The sequence below is a fragment of the Halomonas sp. 3F2F genome, assembly GCF_014897805.1.
Lineage (GTDB): Bacteria > Pseudomonadota > Gammaproteobacteria > Pseudomonadales > Halomonadaceae > Vreelandella.
In genome coordinates, this window is the sequence record NZ_JABUZE010000094.1 from 1 (window position 1) to 2,885 (window position 2,885).

Sequence of the window (2,885 nt, forward strand, 5' to 3'; positions counted from 1 at the left end):
TGGGCGGGTAGTTCACCAGCAAGTGGACATGATCGGTTTCACCATTGAACTCCTTTAGCTCCGCCTCGAAATCCCGACACACCTGTCTAAACAGGGTTTCGAGGGAGTTTAAATGTGCGACATTGAACACCCGACCACGGTACTTAGTCACAAAGACCAAGTGAGCGTGAATCTCAAAAACGCAATGCCTGCCAGTTCTGATTGAGTTGATTCTGTCCATAGACCAAGTATACTCAAGGCCATGAAACAGACCAAGACATTAAAGGTTCGCGTAAGGGACAAGCACGCCGCCCAGCTTAACCGCATGGCGCGCAGCGTGAACTTTTGCTGGAACTATCTGAACGAACTGTCGTCTCGCGCTATCCGTGAGCGCGGTCTGTTTCTATCAGCCTACGACCTGCATCCGTATACAAAAGGCGCTGGCAAGGAACTTGGTCTGCACAGCCAGACCTTGCAATGTATCGCCGCCGAATACGCCACTCGCCGCAAGCAGTTCAAAAAGTCTCGGTTGAGCTGGCGAAAGTCTGGCGGCGTGCGTCGTTCACTCGGCTGGATACCCGTTAATACTGGCGCCGCCAAGTGGAAGAATGGGCAGGTATTCCATAACGGCAGCTACTTCAAGATATGGGATAGCTACGGGCTGTCCAATTACAAGTTTCGCTCCGCGTCGTTTAATGAGGACGCACGCGGGCGCTGGTATTTCAATGTTGTCGTGGATGCTGATATTAAACCTAGCCTTGGGCAAGGCGCTGTTGGTATTGACCTTGGATTGAAAGACATAGCCACTTGTAGCAATGGCGAAAAGCTGGAAAACAGCCGCTTCTACCGTGGCATGGAAGAAAAGCTAGCGATTGCTCAGCGTAGCCACAACAAGAAACGTACCCGCGCCATTCACGCCCAGATCGCCAATCGCCGCAAGGATGCCTTGCACAAATTCTCACGCCGTCTAGTCAATCAGTACGGTGAAATCATCGTGGGCGATGTTAGCTCACAAAAACTCGTAAAGACCAAAATGGCCAAGTCCGTGCTAGATGCCGGGTGGGGCCAGTTGAAAACGATGCTGGAATACAAATGCGATCACGCAGGTATCGTGTTCAAGGAAGTGCGAGAAGCCTACACCACCCGCGCCTGTTCGGCTTGCGGCTCGCTCAGCGGGCCGCAGGGCGTAAATGGGCTGCGACTAAGAGACTGGGAGTGCGTGGCGTGTGGTGCGCGCCACGACCGAGACGTGAATGCGGCTCGGAATATCCTCAGTCTTGCGCTCGGGCATGAGCGTCCAGAAGTGGGAATCCCCGTCCTTTAGGGCGGGGAGGATGTCAATCATGCTGTGACTAGCTCTTCATCAACAACCTCTACTTTCAGTACAAGGTGTGCGCTCGCAGTAAGCTTCACCAGGGCATCAAGGCTAAAGGCGCTTACCTTGCCCGCCAGGAGGTTGTTCAGACGTGGCTGAGTGGTCCCCAGGCGCTTCGCCGCTTCTTTTTGGCTGAGATCCCAAGAGCGAACACGCTCCACCAGCTTTCTCATTAGCTGAGACCTTAGCCGCATGTTCACTGCCTCTTGCGGGGTATCTTCCAGCGCATCCCAAATATCGTCAAAGCATTCGTTAGCCATAAAAACCTACCTTACTGGACGGTTTGTTGCTTCCTATTGGTTTACTTTTTTAAAATTCAAGATAATTGTCCACGTCGTCCAGTGAGTGGGTGGCTTCATCGCCGCGGCGCAGGCGCTCCAGCGTCTGCTCTGCTAGATAGGTGTCCTCGAGGTCTTCCAGATGCTCTAGGATCGCTTCGCGCGCATAAGGTGGGGCGTAGTCGTCTGGTGGTGTCTGCATTGCCGCACCCTCCTCTTCTGGTCCTTTTACCGATACGGATAATCTTGAATTCCAGGAGCGGAATCACTCCTGGAAGAGGTCTGAATGGCTGCCGGTACGGGCCAAATGTAGCTCGTCGCCCTCTACGCGATACAGCAGCAACCAATCGGGTTCGATATGGGCATCTCGGTAGCCCTTCCAATTCCCCCGTAACGGGTGATCCTGGTAGGCATCCGGCAAGAGAGCTTGCTCGAGCAGCAGGCCCAGCAAGCGCCGCAGCTTGTCCATGTCCTTGCCGCGCTTCTGGACCCGCTTTACATCGCGTTTGAACTGGCTGGAACGGACTGGGGTCAGCATCAGATGCCCAGGTCCTCGAACAGCGCATCCGCGCTATCAAAGCGCTTGCCCTTGCCGGCGTCCAGCTCGTCCAGAGCCTTGGCCGTGGAGGCGTTTGGCACCTGGACAGCGAACGGCAGGCGCTTCTCGTCGGCGATCCGCAGCATCAGCAGGCGGATGGCATCGGATACGGACAACCCCATGGCCTCCAGGGCAGCGGTGGCGCGTTCTTTGGTTTCGCTATCGATGCGGGCTCGAACGACGGTATCAGCACTCATGGTGTCCCCCACTTCTTCTCTGTAGCTACAATGTAGCCACAATATAGCAGATCAGGGGGCGTCGTCAACTGGAGGCGCTCTACCTGGCTGAGCTGCGCTGTTCCCCGCTCATAAAATTTCGTGCGCACGAAATAATTAATAGGCGCAATTATCAGTTAACGCGAAAAACCTCGTACTTCTAGTGCGAGGATGGATAGCGTGGGACGCGAAGCGTCCCCTATTCTGGCCTTGTCTGCTGCTCAATGTATTGCTTGACGACGCTCAGCGGTGCTCCGCCGACACTTCCCGCAAAATAGCTGGGACTCCATAACGCATTTTTCCTGTAGGCCGGTTGTACCAATTCAGGGTGCAGTAGTTTCATTCGTCTACTCGAAACGCCTTTCAGGCTATTTACTAGCCTTGAAATCGCCACCTTGGGCGGGTAGTTCACCAGCAAGTGGACATGATCGGTTTCACCA

At 54.6% G+C, this 2,885-nt stretch carries 7 protein-coding genes; 1 reads left to right on the forward strand and 6 read right to left on the reverse strand.

The features are described 5' to 3' along the window. Nucleotides 1–220, reverse strand: a 220-nt coding sequence (gene tnpA / locus INT21_RS10900) for an IS200/IS605 family transposase (RefSeq protein WP_193054206.1), incomplete at its 3' end; no start/stop codon positions are given. Between the two features lie 21 nt (nucleotides 221–241). On the opposite strand from tnpA (INT21_RS10900), the gene INT21_RS10905 reads away from it, so the two are divergent. Then, a complete protein-coding gene (locus INT21_RS10905; RefSeq protein ID WP_193054205.1) occupies nucleotides 242–1,303 on the forward strand; it encodes an RNA-guided endonuclease InsQ/TnpB family protein in 1,062 nt (353 codons plus the stop codon). A 17-nt stretch (nucleotides 1,304–1,320) separates the two neighbouring features. On the opposite strand, the gene INT21_RS10910 is transcribed toward INT21_RS10905, so the two are convergent. From INT21_RS10910 to tnpA (INT21_RS10930), 5 genes are all read right to left on the reverse strand, one after another. Beyond that, nucleotides 1,321–1,614, reverse strand: coding sequence for a helix-turn-helix domain-containing protein (locus INT21_RS10910; RefSeq protein WP_193061155.1), 294 nt, complete (start codon nucleotides 1,612–1,614; stop codon nucleotides 1,321–1,323). Nucleotides 1,615–1,663: 49 nt separating this feature from the next. Next, nucleotides 1,664–1,834: a type II toxin-antitoxin system RelB family antitoxin gene (gene relB / locus INT21_RS10915; protein WP_225736367.1), complete on the reverse strand. Its 171-nt coding sequence runs from the start codon at nucleotides 1,832–1,834 to the stop codon at nucleotides 1,664–1,666. A gap of 63 nt (nucleotides 1,835–1,897) precedes the next feature. Further along, the gene (locus tag INT21_RS10920; protein ID WP_192539861.1) at nucleotides 1,898–2,170 is read right to left on the reverse strand and encodes a type II toxin-antitoxin system YafQ family toxin; all 273 of its coding nucleotides are present in this window, start codon (nucleotides 2,168–2,170) and stop codon (nucleotides 1,898–1,900) included. After that, nucleotides 2,170–2,427, reverse strand: coding sequence for a type II toxin-antitoxin system RelB/DinJ family antitoxin (locus INT21_RS10925; protein ID WP_192539860.1), 258 nt, complete (start codon nucleotides 2,425–2,427; stop codon nucleotides 2,170–2,172). Before INT21_RS10925 ends, INT21_RS10920 begins: the two co-directional genes overlap by 1 nt. 217 nt (nucleotides 2,428–2,644) lie before the next feature. After that, the coding region (gene tnpA / locus INT21_RS10930) for an IS200/IS605 family transposase (RefSeq protein ID WP_193085180.1) at nucleotides 2,645–2,885 on the reverse strand (241 nt) is incomplete at its 5' end.

Excerpts from the sequence above, each read along its gene's own strand:
- INT21_RS10925 (WP_192539860.1), bottom strand. The coding sequence starts at position 2,427 with ATGAGTGCTGATACCGTCGTTCGAGCCCGCATCGATAGCGAAACCAAA.
- INT21_RS10905 (WP_193054205.1), top strand. The coding sequence starts at position 242 with ATGAAACAGACCAAGACATTAAAGGTTCGCGTAAGGGACAAGCACGCC.
- INT21_RS10920 (WP_192539861.1), bottom strand. The coding sequence starts at position 2,170 with ATGCTGACCCCAGTCCGTTCCAGCCAGTTCAAACGCGATGTAAAGCGG.
- INT21_RS10910 (WP_193061155.1), bottom strand. The coding sequence starts at position 1,614 with ATGGCTAACGAATGCTTTGACGATATTTGGGATGCGCTGGAAGATACC.
- relB (WP_225736367.1), bottom strand. The coding sequence starts at position 1,834 with ATGCAGACACCACCAGACGACTACGCCCCACCTTATGCGCGCGAAGCG.